The following is a 22,899-nucleotide window of genomic DNA, read 5'->3' on the forward strand; positions in this document are numbered from 1 at the left end:
CCGCTCTCGCTAAAATCGCGACATTGCCTGATAAGTGAGCCATTCCCGTTGAAAAACATCCCGATAGAACATGCAAAACTGGACTGGAACGATCAGGGTACACCTGTATCCCGAGAATTTGACGACGTCTATTTTTCTAATCAGAACGGTCTGGAAGAGACGCAGTATGTGTTTCTGGGCGGCAATAATCTGCCTGCCCGCTTCGCCACGCATACGCGCGCGCTGTTTGTGGCTGCGGAGACTGGTTTTGGCACCGGCCTTAATTTTCTGACGCTGTGGCACGCGTTTGATCGCTTTCATCAGGCCCAGCCGCAGGCGACATTGCAGCGTCTGCATTTTATCAGCATGGAAAAATTCCCTCTGACGCAGCAAGATCTGGCTGATGCCCACCGACGCTGGCCGGAGCTGGCACCCTACGCAGACCAACTGCGTCAACAGTGGCCGCTGGCCTTGCCGGGCTGTCATCGTTTGCTGCTGGATGGCGGGCGCGTCACGCTGGATCTCTGGTTTGGCGATGTTAATACGCTTATTCATCATTTTGATGACAGTTTGCAGCGCAGCGTAGACGCCTGGTTTCTGGATGGCTTCGCGCCGTCAAAAAATCCGGAAATGTGGACGCCCGCGCTGTTTGCGGCCATGGCGCGTCTGGCGCGTGCCGACGGCAGCTTTGCCACCTTTACCGCCGCAGGCTTTGTCCGGCGTGGACTGGAACAGGCCGGCTTCACGGTGATCCGGCGCAAAGGGTTCGGACACAAGCGCGAAATGCTGTGCGGCACGCTCGCTGATGCGCCCGCGCTACCCTGCTCCGCGCCCTGGTACGCGCGCACGCCTGCCGCGGGCAACGATATTGCCGTTATCGGCGGCGGTATCGCCAGCATGCTGCTGGCGCTGGCGCTATTGCGGCGCGGAAAGCAGGTGACGCTTTACTGTGCGGATGACGCACCGGCGCAAAACGCTTCCGGAAATCGTCAGGGCGCGCTCTATCCTCTGCTTAATCAGCACGACCCGGCGCTGGCACAGTTTTTCCCCGCCGCCTTTAGCTTTGCGCGACGGCTATATGACAGTTTGCCGGTGGCCTTTGCCCATGACTGGTGCGGCGTTACGCAGCTGGCGTGGGATCAGAAAAGTCACGATAAAATCCAGCACATGCTGGCGATGGCGCTGCCGGAAGCGCTGGCGCAGGGCGTTGATACAGCGCAGGCTGAACGGCTGGCGGGCGTGGCGCTTGGCTGCGGCGGCATTCATTATCCCGCCGGTGGCTGGCTGGCTCCGGCGGAGCTGACCACGGCGCTATTTGCGCTGGCGCAGCAGCAGGGATTGCAGGTTCACTGGCGGCATCGCGTAGTGCAGCTGGAAGAGGCGGATAGCGGCTGGCGACTACAGTTTGCCGACGCGCCACAGCAGCAGCATCAGAACGTGGTGCTGGCGAACGGTCATGCCATTAGCGCACTGGCGCAAAGCGCGAAGCTGCCGGTCTATCCGGTGAGCGGCCAGGTCAGCCATATTCCAAGCGTATCCGGCCTGGCTGATTTGCAGCAGGTACTCTGCTATGAAGGCTATCTGACGCCGGTCAGCCCTGAATTTAACACGCACTGTATTGGTGCCAGCTATCATCGCGGTGATACTTCGGTGCGCTATCGTGAAGAGGATCAGCAGGAGAATCGTCAGCGGCTGCAACATTGTCTGCCGGAGTGCGACTGGACGGAGGCGGTGGACGTTAGCGCTGGCGAAGCGCGCAACGGCGTACGCTGTGCCACGCGCGACCATCTGCCGATGGCGGGCAACCTGCCCGATTATGAAAGGCTGCTCGCCTGCTATGCCGACCTGCCGCGCCAGCGCGACGCCCAGGCAGAGATAACCTCCGCGCCCACATGGTCAGGCCTGTTTGTGCTGGGCGCGCTGGGCTCGCGCGGCTTATGCAGCGGCCCGCTGGCGGCGGAAGTATTAGCGGCGCAGCTGTGCGACGAGCCGATCCCGCTGGACAGCAACACGCTCACCGCCCTGAATCCTAATCGCTACTGGGTACGCAAACTGTTAAAAGGCAAACCGGTGAACTAACAGCGCCTGATACATGCAAAAGATGGACTAACAGCCATTTGTATCTGAAGGAAAAAAGCGGCCAACAAGCCGCTTTTTTATTGTGCCGAACGCGACGTTACGCTGAATACAAATTTGCACCGAACGCAAGGCGCGGGGCGTCCAGGCAAAAGAGTAAAGCGTCCACAAACGGCCAACAAGCCACTTTCTTATTATGCCGAACGCGACGTTACGTTGAATACAAATTTGCACTGAACGCAAGGCGCGGGGCGTCCAGGCAGAAGAGTAAAGCGTCCAAAAATCCACTTTTTTATTTTGCCGAACGCGACGTTACGTTGAATACAAATTTACACTGAACGCAAGGCGCGGGGCGTCCAGGCAGAAGAGTAAAGCGTCCCGCGCCATGGATGGCGCGGGCCGAGCTGTCAGGGATGACGTTTGTTGCGTCTTTACGATCTGCCTGGACGCCCCGTGCGGGCACGGTAGTTGTTTCTCCACGCAGGCACGGTGTGATGTCCCATGCAGGCACAGTATGATTTCCCGCAAAATGCCAACCAACGCTATCAGGCGGGCTGACGCGCCTGCAAAAACAGATTATCCCACATACCGATCACCAGCGCCTGATCGCGCGGTGAAAGCTCACCGGCAGCAATCGCGTTCTGCAAACTATTCTGCACCTGGATTTGTAACGCCTCGGCGGTATGTTCATTGCTCTTTTCCAGCTCCACTACCGCCAGAGTGAGGTGACCGCGCAGGTAGCCGCTGGCAAACAACTCATCATCGCTGGCATGCTCGACCATATCGTCAATCAGGGCCAGAATACGCGTTTCAAATTCTGCGATCATCTCAATTCCTCATTAAGTCGCGCCTCCGTTCAGCGCAGATCTTCCGGCCAGGGAAACTGCGCCGCCGTCAGCGGGGGCGTGTGATAAAAACGCTGTAGCTCAGCGATAAAACGGGCCGGACGCGCCGGAATACCGTTGGCAAAATAGTGCATAACCTGCGCATGAACCTTACGCTGAAACGCAATGCGATCCGGCTCATGATCGCCATTGAGATTGTCACAACTTACGTTAAAGGGAAAGCCCGCCGCCACGCTGAACATCCACTCCAGCGCCTGCGGTTTAATCTCGACGGATTCAAACTGATTTTGCGTCGTGGCGTCACGTCCGTCGGGACAATACCAGTAACCAAAATCAACCAGCTTGCGCCGCTCGGCCCCGGCAATACACCAGTGGGAAATCTCATGCAGCGCACTGGCGTAATAACCATGCGCAAACACCACGCGATGCCAGGGCGACGTCTCATCCGCCGGAAGATAAATGGGTTCGTCGTCGCCTTTAATTAGACGCGTCTGAAAATCATCCTGGAAACAGCGATCGAATACGTTAATCAGGTCCTGATAGTGGTGCGTCGTGTTCATATACCTAAACGTCTGCTAAAAAAAACGCGCAAATTGTCGCACTAAGCGTGCGCATTGACGAGCATTATCCAACAAGGTGCGTTAGCCACTGGCCTATCGCCGCGCCGTAATCTTCATACAGCAGCTTGCTGCTCATCACCACCGAAACGATCACCACCATCGGACGGATCAGCGACTGCCCGCGCGACAGCACCATGCGTGCGCCAAGGCGCGCGCCGCAAATCGACCCCACCAGCATCACCAGCCCAATGCCCCACACCACTTTGCCGCCCAGCATAAAAAACAGCAGGCTGGTAAAGTTTGAGGTGAAATTCAGCACCTTGGCATGCGCGGTGGATTTCGCCAGATTAAAACCGGCTAACGTCACGAAAGCCAACGCATAGAAAGAACCGGCTCCTGGACCGAAAAAACCGTCGTAAAAGCCCACCGTGCCGCCCGCTATCAGCGCAAACGGCAGACCATGAAGACGGCGCTGCCGATCCTCTTCGCCTAAGCGCGGCATCAGCAGAAAATAGAGACCGATACCGATAATCAGCAGCGGCAACACCTGGCGCAAAAAGTCAGAGCGTATGTGCTGCACCAGCAGCGTACCGCAGAGCGCGCCGATAAAGGTCATCGCAATATTCAGACGCTGTTCGCGCAGCTTTACCGCGCCGCGCCGTACAAAATAGAGGCTGGCGGAAAAAGATCCGCCCACCGCCTGCAGCTTATTCGTTGCCAGCACCTGAGCGGGCGTCAGCCCGGCGGAAAGCAGCGCAGGAACGGTCAGCAGGCCGCCGCCGCCAGCGATCGAATCAATAAACGACGCCAGCATAGCGATGAAAAACAGTACCGCTATCATCTGCGGCGAGACAACCAACCATTCCATGTAATGTCCTAAAGTAGATGTTTATCCAGCAGCGCCTGACAGGATGGCGGCAACGGCGGCGGTTCACGCTTCACCGGCGCGCCGCTGCCCGGTTTTTTCGGCAAGAACCAGCTTTCCAGCTCGGCGTCACAGCCGTCGCCCGGCGGCGGTGGCGTCTGATCCAGGCACTCCAGACTCTCTGGCGGACAGCGCAGGCGCACATGCATATGGGCGCGATGACCAAACCACGGGCGCACCTTGCGCAGCCAGTCGCGATCGCTACCGGCATCGGCGCAAAGCTGCTTTTTAATCGCCGGATTAACAAAAATGCGTGTGACCTGCTCATCTTTCGCTGCCAGCTTAATCAGGCTGTCGATTTCCGGCTGCCAGTGGCGCGCCACAACGCGCTTGCCATCGGCGCTCACCAAATCCAGCGGCTGCGGCTTTAACAGCATCTGCGACGTCCAGCGTTGCTGCGGCAGCTGTAACCAGATATCCACATCCAGCCCGCTCTGATGGCTGGTGTGACCGCTGCTAAAGCGCCCGCCGGCCGCCATGCCCATATCGCCAATCAGCACCTGACCCAGCCTCAGGTTATGCACCTGCGTGGTCAGACGTTGAATAAACAGCAGCAGATCGGGATGGCCAAAATAGCGTCGCTGATCGGGCCGCATCACCTGATAGGCCGGATTGTTCAGCGGCAGCGCTTCGGCACCGACAATACAGCCGTTAGCGAAGCCGCCAATTGCCTGCGGCGCACCGGGAATCGGCTGGGCAATGCGCTGCCACGGCGTGGCGGCCAGCGCCGATGCGCTCAGCAGCAGCGCGGCCAGCATAAGAAACGGTTTTTTCATCATTACCAGCGCGGCACGTTGGTTGAAACGTCAGCACACTGCGCGCGATGGCGCAGCAGGTGATCCATCAGTACGATCGCCATCATCGCTTCGGCGATCGGCACCGCGCGAATCCCCACGCAAGGATCGTGACGGCCTTTGGTGATCATCTCTACCTCTTCGCCGCTGCGGGTGATGGTTTTGCCGGGCACGGTAATGCTTGAGGTAGGTTTCATCGCCAGATGCGCCACCACCGCCTGGCCGCTGCTGATGCCGCCAAGAATGCCGCCTGCATGGTTGCTCTGAAAACCGTTGGCGCGGATCTCATCGCGATGCTGGCTGCCGCGCTGGTTGACCACGGCGAAACCGTCGCCGATTTCAATGCCTTTCACCGCGTTGATGCTCATCAGCGCATGGGCCAGATCGGCGTCCAGGCGATCGAACACTGGCTCGCCCAGGCCAACCGGCACATTCTCCGCCACTACGGTGACCTTCGCGCCAATGGAGTCGCCCTCTTTTTTCAGCGCGCGCATCAGCTCGTCCAGCGCCTCCAGCTTAGCGGGATCGGGACAGAAAAACGGGTTTTGCTCAACCTGGTCCCACGCTTTCAGCTCACAGGCGATATCGCCCATCTGCGCCAGATAACCGCGCACCTGCACGCCAAATTTCATCTGCAGATATTTTTTCGCAATGGCGCCTGCCGCCACGCGCATCGCCGTTTCGCGCGCGGAGGAGCGCCCGCCGCCGCGATAGTCGCGCAGGCCATATTTTTGCTCATAGGTATAATCAGCGTGGCCTGGACGGAACAGATCTTTGATCGCGCCATAATCCTGCGAGCGCTGATCGGTATTTTCAATTAATAAGCCAATGCTGGTGCCGGTGGTCACGCCTTCAAACACGCCGGACAGAATGCGCACCTGATCCGGTTCGCGCCGCTGGGTGGTATAACGCGAGGTGCCCGGACGACGCCGATCCAAATCGTGTTGTAAATCCGCCTCGGTGAGCGGAATCCCCGGCGGCACGCCGTCAACGATACAGCCCAGCGCAATGCCATGCGACTCACCAAAAGTGGTGACGCGAAAAATCTGTCCAATCGTGTTGCCTGCCATCTCGGCTCCGTTATTGTGCGATTAATCTTTGAAAAATTTGAAATGATGCTGGGCGTCGATAATTTGCTGACGGGTCAGCATAAAGACGCCGTCGCCGCCGTTATCAAATTCCAGCCAGGTAAAGGGCACATCAGGATATTGCTCCATCATATGCACCATGCTGTTGCCCACTTCGCAAATCAGCACGCCCTCTTCCTGTAAATAGTCCGGCGCGCAGGCGAGAATACGCCGCACCAGCTTCAGGCCATCGCTGCCCGCCGCCAGCCCCAGCTCCGGTTCATGCTGATACTCATCCGGCAGATCGTCCATATCATCCGCATCCACATAGGGCGGATTGGTGACAATCAGATCGTATTGCAGCTTCGGCAAGTCGCGGAACAGGTCGGAGCGGATTGGCGTAACCTGATGAATCATACCGTGTTCGTCGATATTCTGCTCGGCAACCGCCAGCGCATCAAGCGAGAGATCCACCGCGTCCACTTCCGCTTCCGGGAACGCGTAAGCGCAGGCGATGGCGATACAGCCGCTGCCGGTACACATATCCAGAATATGCTGCGGCGTCTGATTGACCAGCCCGGCGAAGCGGCTGTTAATCAACTCGCCAATCGGTGAACGCGGCACCAGCACGCGCTCATCCACATAAAATTCGTGACCGCAAAACCAGGATTTATTGGTGAGATAGGCGACCGGAATGCGTTCATTCACGCGGCGGATCACGCGCTCAACGATGCGGTGACGCTCGCTGGAGGTCAGGCGTGCATTACGCATCTCTTCAGGAATATCCAGCGGCAGGTAAAGCGTGGGCAAAACCAATTGAACCGCTTCGTCCCAGGGATTATCGGTACCGTGGCCATACCAAATATTGGCGGCGGCAAACCGGCTGACCGCCCAGCGCAGCATGTCCTGAATGGTATGCAGTTCATTCACTGCTTCATCGACGAAAATTTTGTCCACTTGCCCTCCACAGGCCGTTCCGTAATTACGGCGGGTAGTTTGCCATGAAGCGGGCGAGAATTCAGCGCGACGAGGTGAAAAAGCTGACTTTTGTTGACAATGCGGGTTATCGTAGCCGGCAGGCCGTGCAACCTGCGCCATTCACCCACCAGAAATTGACGATTATGAAGAAAAAAGAGCAGCTCAGCGACGATGATAAAACGCTGTTTCGCCAGCTGATGACCGGCACGCGTAAGCTAAAGCAGGATACCCTGGTGCATAAACCCGCCCGTAAAAAAGCGGAGGTGTCGCTGAAGCGCCAGCTGTCGGAACAGGCGGATAACAGCCACTACTTTTCGGATGAATTTCAGCCGCTGTTGGCGGAAGAAGGCCCGGTGCGCTATGTGCGCAGCGACGTCAGCCACTATGAGCTGAAAAAACTGCGCCGTGGCGACTATTCACCGGAAATCTTTCTCGATCTGCATGGATTAACGCAGCAGCAGGCTAAACAGGAGCTGGGCGCGCTGTTGGCCGCCTGTCGGCGCGAACATATTTTTTGCGCCAGCGTGATGCACGGTCACGGCAAGCATGTGCTGAAGCAGCAAACGCCGCTGTGGCTGGCGCAGCATCCTTTCGTGATGGCGTTCCACCAGGCGCCTAAAGCCTTTGGCGGCGATGCGGCGTTGCTGGTGCTGATTGAGGTAGAAGAGTGGCAGCCGCCAGAGTTACCCTGACGGCAGAGGAGGATTAGATCGCTTTTGCCAGCCTGGAAGGACTGACCTGCCACTTTAAGCTCCCTTCGCTGTTCCCGGCATCAAAATCGATACAGGCAATGGCCGAGGTGGCAAACATCGGCGGCGGCTCCTGCGGACACAGCTCCGACACCAGATAGCCCACCAGAGGAAGATGCGAAATAACCAGCACCGATTTCACCCCTTCTTGCGCCAGCGCCTGTATATAGCAGGCCACCAGCGCCGGATCGCCGCCCGGCGTCAGCTCAGGTAACACCTCTTGCTCCGGCGGCAGGCGCAGAGCTTCACGCACCGTGGCTAATGTCTGCTCCGCGCGCAGGTAAGGGCTGACCAGCACCCGTTCAATATCCAGAGTCTGGCTGTTCAGCCAGCTTGCCATCTGGCGTGATTCATCACAGCCACAATGGGTAAGAGGCCTAACCGAATCACTGGCTGCCTCAAGTGCAGCGTCGCCGTGACGCATGATAAAAACTTGCATAAAGCACCGCTGTTGTTTAACAAAATCGTCGGATCATCAGGCTGTCCGACGCTTCATTCTGCGAATGAACGCTGTGTTGTAACCTAATGACTTGAGTATAGTCAACCGATTGTTTATTAAACGAGCTATTGTCGGAATCCGTCGTCTGACGCAACAAAACCACCTGCAACCTAAGCCGCTGAATCATTGTGGGTATTGGCATTTGTCGATGAATTGTAAAAGTGTTCGCCGCGCTCGGCGCGCTGGCGCAGCGCCTCACACGGAGCAAAACGATCGCCATATTGATGCATCAGGCTGGCTAATGTGTTAACCACATTGGCTGCGCCAAGGCTATCCATATAGCGATAAGGGCCGCCGAGGAAAGGCGGAAAACCGATGCCGAATACGGCGCCAATGTCCCCGTCGCGCGGGCTGCGAATAACGCCTTCATCCAGGCAGCGCGCCGCCTCGTTCAGCATCATCATGATGCAGCGTTGCGCAATCAGCGCACCGTCCAGCCGCCGCTGCGGCTGAATATGCAGCAGTGCGTAGATGCTTTTATCGGGCCGTTTTTTTCCGCCCTGATAACGGTAGAAGCCGCGCCCGTTCTTGCGCCCTTTGCGGTTGTCGTTCAGCACGGCGGCGAACGCATCCGGCGCGGCAAAACGCATACCATATTCCTGCTCCAGAATCGGCAGGATTTTGGTTCCGACATCGATCCCTACCTCATCCAACAGCTGTACCGGCCCCACCGGGAAGCCAAATTTGATCAGCGCCTTATCCACCGCCTCTATCGGCTCACCTTCCAGCACACAGCGCATGGCTTCATTTATATAGGGCGCCAGAATGCGGTTAACGTAAAAGCCCGGACGATCGGCCACCACAATTGCCGTTTTGCCCTGCCGCTTCGCCAGCGCCACGGTGGTGGCGATAGTGCGTTCGGCGGTGGTTTGATGGGGTATCACCTCCACCAGCGGCATTTTATCTACCGGACTGAAGTAGTGCAGGCCGATAATGTTTTCCGGGCGCTGCGCCCGTGCGGCGATCTGAGCTATGGGCAGTGATGAGGTGTTCGAGGCGAAAATAGTGTGTGCGGCGCAATGCTGCTCAATTTCCGCCACCATCTGCTGTTTTAAGTTGAGATCCTCGAATACCGCTTCGATAATCAGATCGCGCTGGTGAAAGCCGCGATAGTCGGTGCTGCCGGTGATCAGAGCCATTTGTCGCTGTCGTTCAGCGGCGTTCATTTGTCGGCGCTTGACCTTTTTACTCAGCAGATCCCAGCTATATTTCATCGCATGGTTAATCCCTTCCACGCTGATATCTTTGATGCGTACCGGCAGCTGCGCTTTGGCGGCGGTAACCGCTGCGATGCCGCCACCCATCAGGCCACCGCCCAGCACGCCAATGGTGCGCAGCGCGGCAGGCTCGGCGTCATACTCTTTTTTCAGCGCGGTGCTGGCAAAAAAGATCTGGCGCAGCGCGGCGGACTGCTGAGTCATGGTTAGCTCGCCAAAGGCCAGCGCTTCTGTTTCATGACCGGCGCGCATCCCCTGCTCCAGTCCGGTTCTGACCGCTTCCAGAATGCGCCGCGTGGCCGGATAATTGCCGTGGGTTTTCGCCTCGCTCTGGCGCGCCGCCAGCTGGAACAGGATGGCGCGTCCCGCCGGACCGTTTAGCAGGCGCTCGCGCAATGGCAATGTGCGCCGTGGGCTTTTTCCTTTCAGCGCCATTTTAATTGCCGTCTCCAGCAGAATGCTGTGCGGCACCGCATCATCCACCAGCCCCAGCTTCAGCGCCTGTTTTGCCCGCAGAGTTTTGCCGGTAAGAATCATATTCAATGCCTGCGATGCGCCAATCAACCGTGGCAGACGCTGCGTGCCGCCGCTGCCGGGCAGCAGGCCAAGCTGCACTTCCGGCAGCCCAAGGCGGGTTTTATCATCCAGCGTACAGACACGTCGATCGCAAGCCAGCGCCAGCTCCAGCCCGCCGCCAAGGCAGGCGCCGTGAATCGCGGCCACCACCGGCACCGACAGCGCGGCGATCTCTGACATCACGCGTTGCCCCTGTTCGGCCAGCTGACGCGCTTCGTCAGCGCTGCGGCAGCGGTCGATCATACTGATATCCGCACCGGCAATAAATGAGTCCGGCTTGCCGGAAATAAACACCAGCCCGGCCAGCGCCGGGTTTTGCCGCGCCTGACTAATCACCGCGCGAATTTGCGCAATAAACGCCGCCTTCAGGGTATTCATTTTTTCATCGGGCACATCGATCACAATGACGCCGACGTTGTCGCTGCGCATGCTCAGATGAAATGCGGATTGCTGTTCCATGACCTTATTCAACCTCCAGTACCATTGCCGCACCCAGGCCGCCCGCCGCACAGGCGGTAACCAGACCAAGCCCGCCGCCGCGCCGCCGCAGCTCATTCAGCGTTTGTGTAATCATGCGCGCGCCGGTGGCGGCAAAGGGATGTCCATAGGCAATCGAACCACCCAGCACGTTGAATTTCTCTTCGTCCACCTCCCCCAGCGCCGCAGGGCGATTTAATACCTCACGGGCGAAGCGTTCATCACGGAAGATTTTCAGATTAGCCAGCGTTTGTGCGGCGAACGCCTCGTGCATATCGATCAGCGTCAGATCCTGTAGCGTGACGCCAGCACGATCCAGCGCCAGCGGCGAAGCGTAAGAAGGGCCCAGCAGCATGTCCTGCCAGACATCGGTGGCGGTAAAGGCGTAGCTGCGCAGATAGCCCAGCGGCGTAATGCCCAGCTCGCGCGCCCGCGATTCGGTCATCAGAATAACCGCGGCACCGCCGTCGGTCAGCGGCGTGCTGTTCGCTGCCGTCACGCTGCCGTGCTGCCGATCAAAGGCGGGACGCAGCCGGGCATAATCCTCGACGGCGCTGTTTTCCCGCACGTTATTATCTTGCTGTAGCGCCGCGCGCCAAGGCGGCACCCAGGCGGTCATCACTTCATCGGCTAATTTACCTTCCCGCCAGGCCTGCGCCGCACGCTGATGGGAGCGATGCGCCAGCGCATCCTGCTGCTCACGGCTGATGCCATGACTTTTCGCCATCTGTTCGGCGGTATCGCCCATGCGCAACCCGGTAGAATACTCCGCCACCGCAGGCGGCACCGGCAACAAATCTCGCGGACGCAGCTGGCTGAATAGTTTAATTTTTTGACTCAGGGTGCGGGATTTATTGAGATCGACCAGCGTTCTGCCCAGCTTTTTGCTGACGCCAATCGGCAATACGGATGAGGAGTCGGCCCCGCCGGCGATCCCGGCGCGGACGTTGCCAGCCAGCAGGCTTTCCGCCAGGTTCGCCACCGCCTGAAAGCTGGTGGCGCAGGCGCGGCTCACGCTGTAGGCATCGGTTGTGACATCAAGCCCGCTGCTTAACACGATTTCGCGCGCGATATTGGGCGCTTCGGGCATTTGAATCACCTGTCCGAAAACCAGCTGTTCGATGATCTCCGCCGGGATTTCGCTACGGGCCATCAGTTCGCCGATCACCATTCTGCCAAGTTCAACCGCCGGGATGCCATGCAGCGCCGTCGCCTGACGGGCAAACGGGGTGCGAAGCCCGTGGGTAATGGCGATGCGATCGCCCTGACGCGTCAGCAAAGGAAGCGCTCTGCTCATTATTCTCACCTGTTAACCGCGACCGCAGCATCATTGCCAAGGAGGTCAGACCTGACAGTGTAATCAGTTTGTTATAGGGTGCCAGCGGCGCGGCAAGAAAATGAGAGCGGCAACACATGCCGCAGAGAAAGAATGTATCCGGTAAGGGCGCTAATGCTGTAACGCGCAGGGGAATATTATCGGGGAGGAATAAAGCAAACGAACGCCCTGACCTGGGCCGAAAGAATGTCGGCGCGCTGTTTTGCGCCGACGGGCAGAACTTAACGCAGGCCGAGCTGGAAAATCAGGGTTTCCGCCTGGCAGCAGAAGGTAAAATCGACATCAAGCTGCACGCCATCAGGCTGTTCGCTGAATGTTGGCGTGATGACACAGGGCTCAGATTCAACGCCACGCGCTTTTTCCGTGAGCGAGGCCAGCATCGCTTCCGCCTGCTGACGATTATCAAACAGACGTGACCATGAGGCGGTGCAGTCACTGTTATCCATTACGGTGCCGACATCGACGCAGCAGCAGGCCGCCGTTTCGTTAGCGCTACATTTATTTAAAGCATCACTCATTGCTCTCTCCCACCATGCTTTTTATACAGTTGATATTAACTGTCGGCTATTTTACCCCGCCTTTTTCTCTGCGCTAAATTGTGTGAACGTAATCACGAATAATATTGATCTGACGCAGGATTACGTCGTCATCTCTTCGGCAATGCCCGCTTTTTTGTTAAGCGCGTCTTATTTCATCGATAACATTTGAAATATTTAAAAAACAATATTGCAACATACACACAGGTCAGACCTATACTGTGCGCACTGGTCTGATTTGTCCGTTGTATTTCAGCACCTACAATTCCCGGCTCCTTGTTACCTGGTGTAACAGAATTTATAAAAATCACATAATGAGGTTGTGGTCATGAACCATAAAAACCTGTGTGCAAAGTCAGCTCTGGCCATTGCAGTGGCAATCGCTTCCTCAAATCTTTACGCAGCGGGCTTTCAGCTCAATGAATTCTCCTCGATCGGTTTAGGCCGCTCCTATTCTGGCGAAGGCGCGATGGGCGATACCGCCGCTTCTGCCAGCCGCAACCCAGCCACCATGGCATTAATGGACCGTCCGATGTTTTCTGTCGGCGCGGTATTTATCGATCCCGATGTGAATATCGATGGCGATAGCGGTGCCGGGAATAGTTTACGGGCGAATAATATCGCCCCGACGCAGTGGGTGCCGAATATTCATTATGTGCAGCCTATTAATGACCAATGGTGGATCGGCGCTTCCGCTACGACCAATTATGGTCTGGCGACTGAATTTAATAATGATTACGCGGGCGGCGCTTTCGGCGGTAAAACCGATCTGTTGACCACTAACCTTAACCTCAGCACCGCCTGGCGCATGAATGAGCATTTCAGCTTTGGCGTTGGTTTTGACGCGGTTTATGCGCGGGCGAAAATTGAGCGTTATATGGGCGAGCTTGGCGGTTTGCTGCCTGCTGCGGGCCTGCCAGCCGCCGCCGCGGATACGCAGATTGCGCACCTGAAAGGCGATGAGTGGGGCTACGGCTGGAACGCCGGTATTCTGTATGAAGTGGATGAAAATAACCGCTTCGGCCTGAGCTATCGTTCTGAAGTGAAAATCGATTTTAACGGCGATTACAAAAGTTCTATTCCTTCGCAATTGAATCCGATTATCGGCGGCGCGGGACTTGATTTGCCGTACGGCACCAGCGGCAGCACCATTCCAGGCGCGCTGACCCTGAACCTGCCGGAAATGTGGGAAATTTCAGGCTATCATAAGGTCGCGCCGCAGTGGGCAGTGCACTATAGCCTGGCCTATACCAGCTGGAGTCAGTTCCAGGAGCTGAAGGCCACCGGCAGCAACGGTCAGCAACTGTTCTATAAAGATGAAAGCTATCGCGATGCTTACCGTATTGCGCTCGGCACCACGTATTTCTATGACGATCACTGGACTTTCCGCACCGGTATCGCCTTTGATGACAGCCCGGTTCCGGCGGATAAACGCTCTATCTCTATCCCGGATCAGGATCGCCTGTGGCTGAGCGCTGGCGCTTCATACGCCTTTAATGAGAATGCTTCGGTGGATGTGGGCGTGTCCTATATGCATGGTCAGAAAGTGACGGTGCAAGAGGGTATCGATCCGGTAGCGACCGCGCGCAACGGCACTGCAACCCCTTACGAGTTTAATTCTGAAGGTAAGGCCTGGCTGTACGGCGCCAGCTTTAACTACCGCTTCTGATAGCTGAAAGAAAAGGCGGGATTTCTCGCCTTTTTCCAGGTTATTTCTGGTGTTCGCACAGGGCGTTTGCCTGAGGTGTATGCGCAGGGCGTTTGCCTGAGGTATATGCGCAAGGCGTTTGCCTGAGTGTATGCGCAGGGCGTTTGCCTGAGGTATATGCGCAGGGCGTTCGCCTGAGGTGTATGCGCAGGGCGTTCGCACCAGGGTGCTCGCACAGGGCGTTTGGGCCGATCGTAAAGACGCAAAAAACGTCATCCCTGACGGCTCGGCCCGCGCCGTCCATGGCGCGGGACGCTTTACTCTTCTGCCCAAACGCCCTGCGCCTTACGTTCAGAGTTGTTACGCCCTGCGCCTTGAGTTCAGAGTTATTACGCCCTGCGCCTTACGTTCAGAGTTATTACGCCCTGCACCTTGAGTTCCGAGTTATGACACCCTGCGCCTTGAGTTCAGCGTTGTTACGCCCTGCGCCTTATGTTCAGAGTTGTTACGCCCTGCACCTTGAGTTCCGAGTTATGACGCCCTGCGCCTTACGTTCAGAGTTATTACGCCCTACGCCTTAAGTTCCGCGTTATCACGCCCTGCGCCTTAAGTTCCGCGTTATCACGCCCTGCGCCTTGAGTTCCGAGTTATGACACCCTGCGCCTTATGTTCAGAGTTATTACGCCCTACGCCTTAAGTTCCGAGTTATGACGCCCTGCGCTTTGCGTTTGGGGGTTGTTACGCCCTGCGTTTGGCGTTTGGCGTTTGGCGTTTGGCGTTATAAAGGTCATAAAAAAGGCGGGAATCTCCCGCCTTTGCTGTTTCTTTGCCGGTTATTCGGCGTCGATCTCATCGAGATCGCCCTGAATCGCCTGCGCGTTCGGGTTTTCCTGCGGCTTCAGCTTGCCGCCGTTAGCCAGGAAATCGTGACGCTGGAAATAAGCGTTACGCACAAAAGCGTAAGGATCGCTGGTATTGCGCAACATCGCATCGGAATCCAGTAGCTGCGCTCGCGTCTCCACGCCCTCCAGCACCCATTTACCGGCGGTCATCGGCCAGCTCAGCCAGCCCAGCACCGGGTAAAGCGTATCGAGATAATCACCGCCATCTTCACGCGGCGTAGCGCTGCCGTAGCCCGGCAAAACCACATAAGGGCCGTAGCCGACGCCCCAGGTCCCCAGCGTTCCGCCAAAGCGCGGCGGCTCTTCACGTGCTAACTTATCGTTCGCCATACCGGCGACATCAATAAAACCGCCCAGACCCAGAACGGTATTCAGGAAGAAACGGTTGAAATGAATCATGCCGCGATAGGGATCGCCGCGCAGAAATGAGTTCACCATCGCCGCAGGTTCACTCAGGTTGCCGAGGAAATTACTGACGCCGGTACGCGCCGGAACCGGCACGTAGTCGCGCCAGGCGACCGCAACCGGACGCAGCACATAGGGATCCAGCACGTTGTAGTTGAAATCAAACATCGTGCGGTTAAAACCCTCCAGCGGATCGGAACGCCCCTGCGGTTCATCGTTATGCTGTGAACTGGCGCATCCTGCTAACAAAACGCTGGCCAGCGCCAACCCCGTCAGGCGGAAGTTCATAATTTTCTCCCTGTCTAATTAAGTGTTTACCGCTTCAGGGCTGCTGCTGATTAATTTCAACAGCAAGATGCTGATGACCATCAAAAGGCGTTAATGCGCTCTCTCCGAACCAGTCGCCAGGCCGGGGAGTTGCGCTGCCGTCACGCGCAATACGCACGCGAACTTTAACCTGATGCTGCGCCGAAAGCAGGCGTTCCGGCATCATGGCATTGCTGTCATCCAGCGTCAGCGATAGCGGAAAATGACTCAGCGGCAGTTTTTTTACTGCCACCGGAACCGGTGAAACACCGTCGGAAACAGAAATATACATGACTCCGCCCGGCGGTAACATTTTTTCTACAGTCGCGGCCAGCGTGACGTTAAGCGAAAGCTGGCTGGTTTGCAGCCCACCGGCGCTTTTCGCCTGCTGGATACTGCGCTGCACCTGCGCTCGCTGCGGATCGTTTGTCGCCAGCTGCGTCAGCAGGGTTTGCCACGCCGCAATTGCCTGCGCATAGTGCTGTTGCTGATAAGCATTAAAGGCCACCAGCCCCAGCAGACGCGTGTTCGCAGGATCCTGCTGCTGCATCGCCTGCAATATCACCTGCGCTTCACGGTTATCCTGCGGATCGCTGGAACGGGTCAGCACTTCAGCATAGCTGAGTTTTACCTCACTGTTATTCGGCGCCAGCTGTAATGCGCGCTGAAACGCCTCAATAGCGGTATCACGATTGTTTAATACCATGCCGATACGCCCCAGCATCAGCCAGTCATGCAGCTGGCTGCCATCCTGCTGAAGCGCGGTGCGCAGCCCCAGCCCAAGACGCGCCAGCTCTTCCAGCGTCAGCGGCTTCGCCTGCGGATCGAGCAGACGCGCGCGCAGCGCCGGATAATCATTCTGTACCTGTTGCCAGGCGATCAGGCCAGGCAACCCACCGGTTTTCAGATAACAGCCAAGGCTCACCACCACTAATAACAGCGCGCCGGGCAGCAATACCCAGCGACCAAGCGGACGCGCTGGCGCAGACGACGAAGAGGAGGGAATATCGGTCAGCAGCGTTTGTTGCAGTTCCTGCACCAGCGGCTGACGAGCGGCAATCACCCCCTGCTCCTCATCCTGATCCAGCTCATGCAAGCGCTGCTGATAGAAAATTTTATTCAGCGTATCGCGATCCGGCGACGGGCGAGCGCCGCGCCAGCCCGCGATTAACAGCAACAGCAGCGCGGCCAGCAGCAGACCGCTAAAAACCAGCCAGAAAAGCGTCATGAAGATTTCCTGTCATCGTTCAGCAGCGCATCAAGGCGCTGTTGTTCATCCACATTTAACCGTGCCCCGGCAGGCGGCGGGCGGCGACTGCGGAGAAAAATAACCAGCGCCCCGGCAATAATAAACAGCAACGGTCCCGCCCACAGAATCAGCGTTGATGGCGTAACCGGCGGCTGATAGGTCACAAAATTACCGTAGCGGTCAATCATATATTGCGTGATTTGTTGTTTGTTCTGCCCCTGCTTGAGCAGTTGATAAACCTTCAGGCGCATATCCGCCGCAATCATCGCATTTGAGTCGGCAATACTGTTGTTTTGGCATTTCGGACAACGCAGCGAGGCGGTCAGCTCGCGGTAGTGCTGCTCCTGCGCGGCCGAGTCAAATTGCCAGGTTTCGATCGCCGCCAGCGCGCTCAGGCTGAACAACAGCCCCGCCAGTAAGCATACTAACCGTTTTGCCATGCTGCTTCCCTGCGTCATCGTGCCGCCTCCCTGCTATATTTTTGCCACAGCGGCGCGACTTCCCGCTGCCAGACCTGCTGATTAAGATCGCCTGCATGGCGATAGCGAATAATGCCCTGACCATCGATCAGGAACGTTTCCGGCGCGCCATAGACGCCGAGATCCAGTCCAAGCATACCGCTGCCGTCATAGAGGCTAAGCGCATAGGGGTTGCCCAGGCTATTGAGCCATTCCACCGCTTTTGCGCGGTCGTCTTTATAGTTCAGCCCGACCACGCGCACGCCCTGCTCCGCCAGCTGGTTCAAATAGTGATGCTCAGCGCGACAGGTAGGACACCAGGTCGCCCAGACGTTCAGCAACAGTGGCTTGCCATCCGCCAGCACCGCCTGATGGTAAACTTTGCCCGGCGAAGCGAGCGACTCCAGCGTAAATGGCGGCACCGGCTTCCCGATCAGCGCCGACTCCAGCCGCGTCGGATCCTCGCCCTCGGCGTTGCGCGTTAGCTGCCACATCAGCGCCAGCGCCAGCAGCAGAAACAGGACCAGCGGAATATAGAGAATTTTCTTGCTCATACCAACTCCCGTTGCGCTTTTTTACGGCTGCGATAACGCGGGTCGAGCAGGCAAAGCAAGCCGCCGAACGCCATAAACAGGCCGCCATACCATATCCAGCGCACAAAAGGTTTGTAATAAATCCGTACCGCCCAGGAGCCATCTTCCAGCTCCTCGCCAAGCGCCGCGTAGAGATCGCGCGTCAGGCCGCCATCGATCGCCGCTTCGGTCATCATGCTGCGCGCCACGCTGTAATAGCGTTTTTCCGCCTGTAGCGTCGCTTCCGGCCTGCCGTCGCGCGTCACATCAATAATCGCCGCGCCGCCGCTGTAGTTCGGGCCGTTCAGTTCGCGTACGTCGCGAAACACAAAGTGATAATGATGGATATCCACGCTGTCGCCCGCTTTCATGCGTACGTCGCGCTCCACGCTGTAATTTTGGCTAAAGGCGATGCCAATAACCGTTACCGCCACGCCCAGGTGGCCCAGCACCATGCCCCAGTGGCTGCGGGAAAGCTGACGCAGGCCGCGCAGCAGGCTATGGCGATGCGTGGCGCGCTCGTGCAGTTCCAGCAGCGTTAATAGTATTACCCACAGCGCCATGCTCAGCCCGACCACCGTCATCGCCTCAATGCGATCCTGCATCAGCCACGGCAGCATCACCGACAGCAGCAGCGTGACCAACAGCGCCAGCGCCAAACGTTTCCAAAGCTTTTGCGGTTCATCACGTCGCCAGCGCACCAACGGGCCGATGCCCAGCAATAGCGCAAAAGGCGCCATCAGCCAGGTGAACATGGTATTAAAAAAGGGTTCGCCGATAGAAATCGTGCCCAGCCCCAGCTGTTTATGCACCAGCGGCAGCAGCGTACCTAACAGCACCACCAGCATCCCGGCGATCAACAAGACGTTGTTACTCAGCAGGAACGACTCACGTGACCAGAAATCGTTCTGTACCCGGCTGCGCACCCGCCCCCCTTTCACCGCATACAGCAGCAGCGAACTGCCGATGACGATCACCAGGAAAGCCAGAATAAACATGCCGCGCGCCGGATCGGAGGCGAAAGCATGCACCGAAACCAGCACGCCGGAGCGCACCAGAAACGTGCCTAACAGGCTGAGCGAAAACGCGGCAATTGCCAGCAGCACGGTCCAGGCTTTGAACGCGCCACGCTTCTCGGCTACCGCCAGCGAGTGAATCAGCGCCGTGCCCGCCAGCCACGGCATAAAGGAGGCGTTTTCCACCGGATCCCAGAACCACCAGCCGCCCCAGCCCAATTCATAATAGGCCCAGGCGGATCCCAGCACGATGCCAATGGTCAGGAACAGCCAGGCAGCCAGCGTCCAGGGACGTGACCAGCGCGCCCAGGCCGTATCCAGTCGTCCCGCCATCAGCGAGGCGATAGCAAACGCAAAGGCGACGGAAAAACCGACGTAGCCCATATAGAGCAGCGGCGGATGGAAGATCAGTCCGATATCCTGCAGCATCGGATTCAGATCGTGACCGTCAATGGGATAGTCCGGCAACGTGCGGGCAAACGGATTGGAGGTAAAAATAATAAACAGCAGGAAACCGACGTTAATCATGCCCATTACCGCCAGCACGCGCGCGATGGCATCCTGCGGCATGCCGCGACTGAATATCGCCACCGCCAGCGTCCAGCCGCTGAGCATCAAAACCCACAGCAGCAGAGAGCCTTCATGCGCGCCCCAGGTGGCGGCGATGCGGTAATAAACTGGCAGCTGGCTGTTAGCGTTGTTGACCACATAGGCCACGGTAAAATCGTTAACAATAAAAGCGTGTACCAGCAGCAGAAAACTGCCCGCCACGCAGAAAAACAGCCCCACGGCGAGCGGGCGCGCCAGCCCCATTAATCGGCTGTCCTGACGCGCCGCGCCCCAGAGTGGATAGAGGCTCAACAGCAGCGCCAGCGCCAACCCCAGACAAAGCAGAAAGTGACCGATTTCTGGCATCATGAGCGGTCACCCTGCGGCTGTGTTGTCGCCGTTGTCTGATGATTTTTCTGCATCGCCTCGCTGATTTCCGGCGGCGTATATTTTTCGTCGTGCTTTGCCAGCACCTCTTTCGCCTGAACCAGGTTGCCCGCCTGCAGCTCGCCCTGCGCTACAACGCCCTGCCCTTCCCGGAACAGATCGGGCAGGATGCCTTCGTAGCTGACGTTAATCTCGCCTTTGGCGTCATACAGCGTAAACGAGACGCGCAGCGTTTTTTCATCACGCTTGACGCTGCCGGGCATTACCATGCCGCCGACGCGTAAACGCTGGCCGGGCTGCGGGCGCGTATGCGCTTCGCCCTTGCCGTATAAAATTTCACTGGGGGTATAGAACAGGTCAATATTAGAACGCAGCGCGTACATCACTAATGTCGTTGCCAGGCCAAGACCAACCAGAATCGCCACGACCACATAGAGGCGGTTTTTACGACGGGTATTCACATTACTCTCCTGCCGCTTCGCTGGCGGCCTGCTTCGTTTTTGCCGCCCTGATGCGGCGTTCACGCGCCTGATACTGCCGGACGCTTTGTAATAGCTGACGGCGCTGCCATAAGGTATGCCCCACCAGCGCAGCCAGCGCCAGCAGCGTAAAGCTCACCGCCAGCCAGACATAAAAGCCGTAACCGCCCATCGCCAGGAAGTCGTGCCAGGAAGAAAATGCAGGCATCATGCGGAACGTCCTCCTTTATTCACTAACGCAGCGACCCAGGGCCGGTGGCGCTCGGTTAATAAGATCAGATTACGCAGCCGCATCAGCGTCAGGGTAATAAACAGCAACAGATAACCGATAATCGACCAGCGCAGCGGTATGCGCATCGCCGGAGCAATCGCCTGCTGCAACATACCGGAGGATCCCTGATGCAGGGTGTTCCACCACTGCACGGAGAAATGAATGATCGGGATATTCACCACTCCCACCAGAATCAAAATACTGGCGGCGCGCCCGGCAAGACGTCGATCGTCAAAGGCGCTATACAGCGCGATAACGCCCATATAAAGGAACAGCAGCACCAGCTCAGAGGTCAAGCGTGCGTCCCAGATCCACCAGGTGCCCCACATCGGCTTACCCCAGGCCGACCCGGTGATCAAAGCAATGAAGGTGAAGGTTGCGCCAACCGGCGCCATCGCGGCCGCGGCCAAATCAGCCATTTTCATCTGCCATACCAGGCCGGTAAAGGCGGCGACGGCCATGGCGCTGTAGATGCCCATAGACCAGATAGCGGCAGGTACGTGAATATAGATAATGCGGTAGCTCTCTCCCTGCTGATAATCGGCTGGCGCAAAGCCAAATCCCCAGCCCCAGCCAATAAACAGCGTTACGGCTGCCAGCAGCGCGCATCCTGGCACCAGGCGACCACTAAACTGATAAAGCCGCTCAGGCTTCGCCAGCTGATGTATCCATTTCCACATTGTTATTGCTCACGGTAAAAAATATAAAACGATAATGTTTTAGTGCAGACTAATACGTAACGCTGCCGCCGTCGCAAACGGCGCCAGACAGAGGCTGGCTGCCAGCATTGCTCCTAAAATCGCCAGATAACCGCCGATGGGCAGCCCCATGCCCGCCGCGTCGATCGCCGCGCTGGCAAAGATCAGCACCGGCACCGCCAACGGTAAAACCAACAGGCTAAGCAGCACGCCACCGCGACGCAGGCCCACCGTTAACGCCACGCCAATGGCGCCAAGCAGGCTAAACACCGGCGTGCCCACCAGCAGGGTCAGCGCCAGCGCGCGCCAACTATTAAAATCCAGCGACAGCAGCAGCGCCGCCAGCGGTGACAGCAGCAGCAGCGGCAGGCCGGTAATCAGCCAGTGGGCAATCACTTTCCCCAGCACCGTTATCGGCAGCGGCGTCGGCAGCAACAGCAGCTGCTCCAGCGAGCCATCGTTGAAATCATCCCGGAACAAGCGTTCCAGAGCCAGCAGCGATGAGAGCAAAGCGGCCACCCATACCACGCCTGGCGCAATCCGCGCCAGCAGCTGCGGCTCCGGCCCAATGCCCAACGGAAACAGCGTAATCACGATCAAAAAGAACCACAGCGGGTTAATGATTTCCGCCCCGCTGCGAAAGGCAATACGCAGCTCCCGGCTTATTACGCGCCATAACATCAGATGCGCTCTCCTGCCGTCAGGCTAATTTTCCGCAGCGGCCAGGCGCTGGCCGGTAAAGGCTGATGCGTGGTAAGTATCACCATGCCGCCCCGTTGCGCATGCCGCACAAACAGCGCCATCAGCTTTTCAACGCCATTAACATCAATTGCGGTTAACGGTTCATCTAATATCCATACCGCCGCCTGGCTTAGCCATAGCCGCGCAAGCGCAACGCGCCGTTGTTGACCCGCAGAGAGCTGCGCCACCGCCACCTCTTCAAAGCCCAGTAAATCTACGGCTTCAAGCGCGGCAAAACGCTGTTCCTCATCAGATTCAGCATGATAAAAGGCAAGATTTTCCAACGGCGACAGGATGCTTTTCACGCCGGGCTGATGCCCAAGGAACAGCAGATGGCGATGCCATTGCTCACGCTGCTGTTTTAACGGCTCAGCCTGCCAGCGCACTTCGCCTTGCTCAGCGCTGCTTAAGCCAGCGAGCAGACGTAGCAATGAGGTTTTACCTGCGCCGTTCGGCCCTTCAATCTGCACGATATCACCGCTATGCACGGTAAAATTAAGCTCGCTAAACAGAGTACGGTCATCGCGAATGCAGGTCAGATTGATAGCTTCCAGCATAAAAGGAATCGTTCGCGCTATTAGATAGGGGCGCGATAATAACATAA

At 57.6% G+C, this 22,899-nt stretch carries 23 protein-coding genes; 3 read left to right on the forward strand and 20 right to left on the reverse strand.

All coding sequences use genetic code 11. From position 1 onward, the window contains the following. The first annotated feature begins 48 nt into the window (after positions 1 to 48). Positions 49 to 2,058 carry a bifunctional tRNA (5-methylaminomethyl-2-thiouridine)(34)-methyltransferase MnmC2/FAD-dependent 5-carboxymethylaminomethyl-2-thiouridine(34) oxidoreductase MnmC1 gene (gene mnmC / locus J2X14_RS19530; protein ID WP_352412815.1) on the forward strand — a complete coding sequence of 670 codons (2,010 nt, stop codon included), beginning with the start codon at positions 49 to 51 and terminating at the stop codon, positions 2,056 to 2,058. A 542-nt stretch (positions 2,059 to 2,600) separates the two neighbouring features. Here mnmC and J2X14_RS19535 read toward each other — a convergent pair. The 6 genes from J2X14_RS19535 to prmB form a co-directional block, all read right to left on the reverse strand. Beyond that, a complete protein-coding gene (locus tag J2X14_RS19535; RefSeq protein ID WP_352412816.1) occupies positions 2,601 to 2,882 on the reverse strand; it encodes a YfcL family protein in 282 nt (93 codons plus the stop codon). Between the two features lie 29 nt (positions 2,883 to 2,911). Then, positions 2,912 to 3,460, reverse strand: a complete 549-nt coding sequence (locus tag J2X14_RS19540) for an elongation factor P hydroxylase (RefSeq protein ID WP_352412817.1) — start codon at positions 3,458 to 3,460, stop codon at positions 2,912 to 2,914. A 64-nt stretch (positions 3,461 to 3,524) separates the two neighbouring features. Beyond that, positions 3,525 to 4,328, reverse strand: coding sequence for a sulfite exporter TauE/SafE family protein (locus tag J2X14_RS19545; RefSeq protein ID WP_352412818.1), 804 nt, complete (start codon positions 4,326 to 4,328; stop codon positions 3,525 to 3,527). Between the two features lie 8 nt (positions 4,329 to 4,336). Continuing rightward, positions 4,337 to 5,161: a penicillin-insensitive murein endopeptidase gene (gene mepA / locus J2X14_RS19550; RefSeq protein ID WP_352412866.1), complete on the reverse strand. Its 825-nt coding sequence runs from the start codon at positions 5,159 to 5,161 to the stop codon at positions 4,337 to 4,339. 2 nt (positions 5,162 to 5,163) lie between these two features. Further along, positions 5,164 to 6,249 (reverse strand): chorismate synthase, encoded by a 1,086-nt coding sequence (aroC, locus tag J2X14_RS19555; protein WP_352412819.1) that lies wholly within the window; start codon positions 6,247 to 6,249, stop codon positions 5,164 to 5,166. Between the two features lie 21 nt (positions 6,250 to 6,270). After that, the gene (gene prmB, locus J2X14_RS19560) at positions 6,271 to 7,203 is read right to left on the reverse strand and encodes a 50S ribosomal protein L3 N(5)-glutamine methyltransferase (RefSeq protein WP_352412820.1); all 933 of its coding nucleotides are present in this window, start codon (positions 7,201 to 7,203) and stop codon (positions 6,271 to 6,273) included. Positions 7,204 to 7,367: 164 nt separating this feature from the next. Between prmB and smrB the strand changes: the two genes are divergently transcribed. Further along, positions 7,368 to 7,916: an endonuclease SmrB gene (smrB, locus tag J2X14_RS19565; protein ID WP_352412867.1), complete on the forward strand. Its 549-nt coding sequence runs from the start codon at positions 7,368 to 7,370 to the stop codon at positions 7,914 to 7,916. A gap of 13 nt (positions 7,917 to 7,929) precedes the next feature. Here smrB and sixA read toward each other — a convergent pair whose 3' ends face one another. The 4 genes from sixA to J2X14_RS19585 all read right to left on the reverse strand — a co-directional run bounded on the left by sixA (position 7,930) and on the right by J2X14_RS19585 (position 12,596). Next, positions 7,930 to 8,412, reverse strand: coding sequence for a phosphohistidine phosphatase SixA (gene sixA, locus J2X14_RS19570; protein WP_352412821.1), 483 nt, complete (start codon positions 8,410 to 8,412; stop codon positions 7,930 to 7,932). Positions 8,413 to 8,582: 170 nt separating this feature from the next. Continuing rightward, positions 8,583 to 10,724 (reverse strand): fatty acid oxidation complex subunit alpha FadJ, encoded by a 2,142-nt coding sequence (gene fadJ, locus J2X14_RS19575; RefSeq protein ID WP_352412822.1) that lies wholly within the window; start codon positions 10,722 to 10,724, stop codon positions 8,583 to 8,585. Positions 10,725 to 10,728: 4 nt separating this feature from the next. Further along, the gene (gene fadI / locus J2X14_RS19580; protein ID WP_352412823.1) at positions 10,729 to 12,039 is read right to left on the reverse strand and encodes an acetyl-CoA C-acyltransferase FadI; all 1,311 of its coding nucleotides are present in this window, start codon (positions 12,037 to 12,039) and stop codon (positions 10,729 to 10,731) included. Between the two features lie 260 nt (positions 12,040 to 12,299). Next, on the reverse strand, positions 12,300 to 12,596 hold the full coding sequence (locus J2X14_RS19585) for a YfcZ/YiiS family protein (protein WP_352412824.1): 297 nt from the start codon (positions 12,594 to 12,596) through the stop codon (positions 12,300 to 12,302). Positions 12,597 to 12,942: 346 nt separating this feature from the next. Here J2X14_RS19585 and fadL point away from each other — a divergent pair, with 346 nt between their 5' ends. After that, complete coding sequence (gene fadL / locus J2X14_RS19590; protein ID WP_352412825.1) at positions 12,943 to 14,283, forward strand: long-chain fatty acid transporter FadL; 1,341 nt, start codon at positions 12,943 to 12,945, stop codon at positions 14,281 to 14,283. An 812-nt stretch (positions 14,284 to 15,095) separates the two neighbouring features. Here the strand turns inward: fadL and mlaA are convergent. From mlaA to ccmA, 10 genes are read right to left on the reverse strand one after another with little or no spacing between them, the layout of a single operon-like run. Continuing rightward, positions 15,096 to 15,857, reverse strand: coding sequence for a phospholipid-binding lipoprotein MlaA (mlaA, locus tag J2X14_RS19595; RefSeq protein ID WP_352412826.1), 762 nt, complete (start codon positions 15,855 to 15,857; stop codon positions 15,096 to 15,098). 34 nt (positions 15,858 to 15,891) lie between these two features. Next, on the reverse strand, positions 15,892 to 17,103 hold the full coding sequence (gene ccmI, locus J2X14_RS19600) for a c-type cytochrome biogenesis protein CcmI (RefSeq protein ID WP_352412827.1): 1,212 nt from the start codon (positions 17,101 to 17,103) through the stop codon (positions 15,892 to 15,894). Continuing rightward, positions 17,100 to 17,564, reverse strand: a complete 465-nt coding sequence (locus J2X14_RS19605) for a cytochrome c-type biogenesis protein (RefSeq protein ID WP_352412828.1) — start codon at positions 17,562 to 17,564, stop codon at positions 17,100 to 17,102. Before J2X14_RS19605 ends, ccmI begins: the two co-directional genes overlap by 4 nt. 14 nt (positions 17,565 to 17,578) lie before the next feature. Next, on the reverse strand, positions 17,579 to 18,136 hold the full coding sequence (locus J2X14_RS19610; protein ID WP_352412829.1) for a DsbE family thiol:disulfide interchange protein: 558 nt from the start codon (positions 18,134 to 18,136) through the stop codon (positions 17,579 to 17,581). Next, complete coding sequence (locus J2X14_RS19615) at positions 18,133 to 20,088, reverse strand: heme lyase CcmF/NrfE family subunit (RefSeq protein ID WP_352412830.1); 1,956 nt, start codon at positions 20,086 to 20,088, stop codon at positions 18,133 to 18,135. Before J2X14_RS19615 ends, J2X14_RS19610 begins: the two co-directional genes overlap by 4 nt. Then, positions 20,085 to 20,567 carry a cytochrome c maturation protein CcmE gene (gene ccmE, locus J2X14_RS19620; protein WP_352412831.1) on the reverse strand — a complete coding sequence of 161 codons (483 nt, stop codon included), beginning with the start codon at positions 20,565 to 20,567 and terminating at the stop codon, positions 20,085 to 20,087. Before ccmE ends, J2X14_RS19615 begins: the two co-directional genes overlap by 4 nt. Before the next feature lies 1 nt (position 20,568). Beyond that, positions 20,569 to 20,796 carry a heme exporter protein CcmD gene (ccmD, locus tag J2X14_RS19625; RefSeq protein WP_352412832.1) on the reverse strand — a complete coding sequence of 76 codons (228 nt, stop codon included), beginning with the start codon at positions 20,794 to 20,796 and terminating at the stop codon, positions 20,569 to 20,571. Further along, positions 20,793 to 21,536, reverse strand: a complete 744-nt coding sequence (locus J2X14_RS19630; protein ID WP_352412833.1) for a heme ABC transporter permease — start codon at positions 21,534 to 21,536, stop codon at positions 20,793 to 20,795. The genes ccmD and J2X14_RS19630 overlap by 4 nt, the downstream gene beginning before the upstream one ends. Positions 21,537 to 21,575: 39 nt before the next feature. Then, positions 21,576 to 22,235, reverse strand: a complete 660-nt coding sequence (gene ccmB, locus J2X14_RS19635; RefSeq protein WP_352412834.1) for a heme exporter protein CcmB — start codon at positions 22,233 to 22,235, stop codon at positions 21,576 to 21,578. Next, positions 22,235 to 22,852 carry a cytochrome c biogenesis heme-transporting ATPase CcmA gene (gene ccmA, locus J2X14_RS19640; protein WP_352412835.1) on the reverse strand — a complete coding sequence of 206 codons (618 nt, stop codon included), beginning with the start codon at positions 22,850 to 22,852 and terminating at the stop codon, positions 22,235 to 22,237. The genes ccmB and ccmA overlap by 1 nt, the downstream gene beginning before the upstream one ends. Between the last annotated feature and the right edge of the window lie 47 nt (positions 22,853 to 22,899).

The sequence above is a fragment of the Mixta sp. BE291 genome (genome assembly GCF_031457955.1).
GTDB lineage: Bacteria > Pseudomonadota > Gammaproteobacteria > Enterobacterales > Enterobacteriaceae > Mixta.

What these genes read in the sequence shown, in the direction of transcription:
- J2X14_RS19535 (WP_352412816.1), bottom strand. Translation starts at nt 2,882, where the DNA reads ATGATCGCAGAATTTGAAACGCGTATTCTGGCCCTGATTGACGATATG.
- J2X14_RS19540 (WP_352412817.1), bottom strand. Translation starts at nt 3,460, where the DNA reads ATGAACACGACGCACCACTATCAGGACCTGATTAACGTATTCGATCGC.
- J2X14_RS19545 (WP_352412818.1), bottom strand. Translation starts at nt 4,328, where the DNA reads ATGGAATGGTTGGTTGTCTCGCCGCAGATGATAGCGGTACTGTTTTTC.
- mepA (WP_352412866.1), bottom strand. Translation starts at nt 5,161, where the DNA reads ATGAAAAAACCGTTTCTTATGCTGGCCGCGCTGCTGCTGAGCGCATCG.
- aroC (WP_352412819.1), bottom strand. Translation starts at nt 6,249, where the DNA reads ATGGCAGGCAACACGATTGGACAGATTTTTCGCGTCACCACTTTTGGT.
- smrB (WP_352412867.1), top strand. Translation starts at nt 7,368, where the DNA reads ATGAAGAAAAAAGAGCAGCTCAGCGACGATGATAAAACGCTGTTTCGC.
- sixA (WP_352412821.1), bottom strand. Translation starts at nt 8,412, where the DNA reads ATGCAAGTTTTTATCATGCGTCACGGCGACGCTGCACTTGAGGCAGCC.
- fadJ (WP_352412822.1), bottom strand. Translation starts at nt 10,724, where the DNA reads ATGGAACAGCAATCCGCATTTCATCTGAGCATGCGCAGCGACAACGTC.
- fadI (WP_352412823.1), bottom strand. Translation starts at nt 12,039, where the DNA reads ATGAGCAGAGCGCTTCCTTTGCTGACGCGTCAGGGCGATCGCATCGCC.
- J2X14_RS19585 (WP_352412824.1), bottom strand. Translation starts at nt 12,596, where the DNA reads ATGAGTGATGCTTTAAATAAATGTAGCGCTAACGAAACGGCGGCCTGC.
- fadL (WP_352412825.1), top strand. Translation starts at nt 12,943, where the DNA reads ATGAACCATAAAAACCTGTGTGCAAAGTCAGCTCTGGCCATTGCAGTG.
- mlaA (WP_352412826.1), bottom strand. Translation starts at nt 15,857, where the DNA reads ATGAACTTCCGCCTGACGGGGTTGGCGCTGGCCAGCGTTTTGTTAGCA.
- ccmI (WP_352412827.1), bottom strand. Translation starts at nt 17,103, where the DNA reads ATGACGCTTTTCTGGCTGGTTTTTAGCGGTCTGCTGCTGGCCGCGCTG.
- J2X14_RS19605 (WP_352412828.1), bottom strand. Translation starts at nt 17,564, where the DNA reads ATGGCAAAACGGTTAGTATGCTTACTGGCGGGGCTGTTGTTCAGCCTG.
- J2X14_RS19610 (WP_352412829.1), bottom strand. Translation starts at nt 18,136, where the DNA reads ATGAGCAAGAAAATTCTCTATATTCCGCTGGTCCTGTTTCTGCTGCTG.
- J2X14_RS19615 (WP_352412830.1), bottom strand. Translation starts at nt 20,088, where the DNA reads ATGATGCCAGAAATCGGTCACTTTCTGCTTTGTCTGGGGTTGGCGCTG.
- ccmD (WP_352412832.1), bottom strand. Translation starts at nt 20,796, where the DNA reads ATGATGCCTGCATTTTCTTCCTGGCACGACTTCCTGGCGATGGGCGGT.
- J2X14_RS19630 (WP_352412833.1), bottom strand. Translation starts at nt 21,536, where the DNA reads ATGTGGAAATGGATACATCAGCTGGCGAAGCCTGAGCGGCTTTATCAG.
- ccmB (WP_352412834.1), bottom strand. Translation starts at nt 22,235, where the DNA reads ATGTTATGGCGCGTAATAAGCCGGGAGCTGCGTATTGCCTTTCGCAGC.
- ccmA (WP_352412835.1), bottom strand. Translation starts at nt 22,852, where the DNA reads ATGCTGGAAGCTATCAATCTGACCTGCATTCGCGATGACCGTACTCTG.